We start from the raw sequence: 748 nt of genomic DNA on the forward strand, positions 1-748 counted from the left end.
ACGCCTCTAGCCCCATGGCATTGATAAATTGGAGCGTACCACCGTGATGCGGCGCAAAACCCCAACCAAATATAGCACCGATATTGGCATCCGCGACAGAGCGCACGACATTTTCTTGATAGCATTTAGCCGACTCATTGGCTTGAATAAACATCAAGCGATCGATTAGCTCTTGTTGTGATGGTTGCTGTGCGCGTGGTGGATATAAATTCAGCCCGATAAACTGCTTGGGGTGCGTACTGGCCTGAGCCAATCCAGTGATCGGTATCGAGCATTACCACCTCGATGCCCGCTTTGCGGTGACATAAGCAATGCCCGCGCCCATCATGCACGCACCCAAAATACCAACTTTTTTGGTGGTCGTGCGCTCAAAGCCATCAGGACGCGATTGACCTTTTTTGATACTGTCTAGCTGCGTCCAAAGGGGTATTGATCGACATTTAAAGATTATTGAGTAAATTCTTACACACTGCTAGAGGTTGGCAGTCCATAGGCTACTTTTTCGATGACCTCATCTTGCTGCAGCACCATCAGCTCATAGCCCTGAATCACCCCATTGTAAGGTAAATGACCATCAAACTGCCGATAATGCTCACGGATACTCTGCTTGATTGTCGCCTTGCGCTCACTCTCATCTAATGTCGCAAACCCACTTGGTAAATGCACCTCAGTTGCCAGCGCCGACCCCCATCGAGACAGCCAATTGGCCCCGTCAATAAACGCAAAATCGACCTGCGCGCGCAGGCGG

The 748-nt window shown here is 50.1% G+C and carries 2 pseudogenes; both read right to left on the bottom strand.

The annotated features are described in order from the left end of the window. Positions 1-187, bottom strand: a pseudogene (locus tag NK638_RS12345) (hypothetical protein); the annotation flags it as partial. 275 nt (positions 188-462) lie between these two features. Then, a pseudogene (locus tag NK638_RS12350) lies at positions 463-748 on the bottom strand (hypothetical protein); the annotation flags it as partial.

The organism is Psychrobacter sp. A3 (assembly GCF_028823565.1).
GTDB lineage: Bacteria > Pseudomonadota > Gammaproteobacteria > Pseudomonadales > Moraxellaceae > Psychrobacter > Psychrobacter celer.